Below are 1,735 nucleotides of genomic sequence, written 5' to 3' on the forward strand. Positions count from 1 at the left end.
GAGGGGCGGTCATCGCGACGCGGACCACGGTCATCACGGTTGAACCCGCCACCACGGGGACGGTCGTCGCGGTTGAAGCTGCCACCACCGGTCGACGGACGGTCGTCCCGGCGCGGGCCGCGGTCATCACGGTTGAAGCCGCCACCGGAGGGGCGGTCGTCGCGGCGCGGGGCACGGTCGTCGCGGCTGTAGCCACCGCCACGGGAGTCACGCCGGCCCGCGCCCCCTGCACCCTGCGATCCGTCGCCCGAGCGGCGCTCCGGGCGTCCCTGAGGGGGGTTAGACATTGACATGACTCCTTCTGGTCTACAAGCAACATCCTGGTGACGGCGCTGTAGGCACGTCACCAACACTCATTGTCCCGCACTCGGCAGGTGCTCGCTCACGTGCTGCGAGCCGCCTCGATACGGACCTGCGAAAACACAAAAAGCCGCGGCCCCAGCGAATCGCTGGGGCCGCGGCTCTGAATGATTGTTCGGCGGCGTCCTACTCTCCCACAGGGTCCCCCCTGCAGTACCATCGGCGCTGTGAGGCTTAGCTTCCGGGTTCGGGATGTTACCGGGCGTTTCCCTCACGCTATGACCACCGAAACCCTATCGGGTGTTCAGCGAACACTCTCTTCAATTGTGACTGTGCCGAATAGATTCGACACGCTCACCGGGGGCTGTTCGCAACCCGGGAACTGCACAGTGGACGCGTAGCAACTATGGTCAAGCCCTCGGCCTATTAGTACCGGTCAGCTCCACCCCTTACAGGGCTTCCACATCCGGCCTATCAACCCAGTCGTCTACTGGGAGCCTTACCCACTCGATGGTGGTGGGAGTCCTCATCTCGAAGCAGGCTTCCCGCTTAGATGCTTTCAGCGGTTATCCCTCCCGAACGTAGCCAACCAGCCATGCCCTTGGCAGGACAACTGGCACACCAGAGGTTCGTCCGTCCCGGTCCTCTCGTACTAGGGACAGCCCTTCTCAAGACTCCTGCGCGCGCAGCGGATAGGGACCGAACTGTCTCACGACGTTCTAAACCCAGCTCGCGTACCGCTTTAATGGGCGAACAGCCCAACCCTTGGGACCTACTCCAGCCCCAGGATGCGACGAGCCGACATCGAGGTGCCAAACCATCCCGTCGATATGGACTCTTGGGGAAGATCAGCCTGTTATCCCCGGGGTACCTTTTATCCGTTGAGCGACGGCGCTTCCACAAGCCACCGCCGGATCACTAGTCCCTGCTTTCGCACCTGCTCGACCCGTCGGTCTCACAGTCAAGCTCCCTTGTGCACTTACACTCAACACCTGATTGCCAACCAGGCTGAGGGAACCTTTGGGCGCCTCCGTTACATTTTAGGAGGCAACCGCCCCAGTTAAACTACCCACCAGACACTGTCCCTGATCCGGATCACGGACCCAGGTTAGACATCCAGCACGACCAGAGTGGTATTTCAACGACGACTCCACCCCAACTGGCGTCAGGGTTTCACAGTCTCCCACCTATCCTACACAAGCCGAACCGAACACCAATATCAAGCTATAGTAAAGGTCCCGGGGTCTTTCCGTCCTGCTGCGCGAAACGAGCATCTTTACTCGTAATGCAATTTCACCGGGCCTATGGTTGAGACAGTCGAGAAGTCGTTACGCCATTCGTGCAGGTCGGAACTTACCCGACAAGGAATTTCGCTACCTTAGGATGGTTATAGTTACCACCGCCGTTTACTGGCGCTTAAGTTCTCAGCCTCGCC

General features: G+C 60.4%; 1 protein-coding gene and 2 rRNA genes. All 3 read right to left on the minus strand.

Translation table 11 applies throughout. The annotated features are described in order from the left end of the window. Window positions 1-196: hypothetical protein (locus ACEZDG_RS03810; RefSeq protein WP_380502198.1), on the minus strand; the 196-nt coding region annotated here is incomplete at its 3' end. A 277-nt stretch (window positions 197-473) separates the two neighbouring features. After that, a 5S ribosomal RNA gene (gene rrf / locus ACEZDG_RS03815) occupies window positions 474-590 on the minus strand. Window positions 591-706: 116 nt separating this feature from the next. After that, a 23S ribosomal RNA gene (locus tag ACEZDG_RS03820) occupies window positions 707-1,735 on the minus strand; the annotation flags it as partial.

Origin of the sequence: Streptacidiphilus alkalitolerans (assembly GCF_042511045.1) — a bacterium.
Classification (GTDB): Bacteria; Actinomycetota; Actinomycetes; order Streptomycetales; family Streptomycetaceae; genus Streptacidiphilus; species Streptacidiphilus alkalitolerans.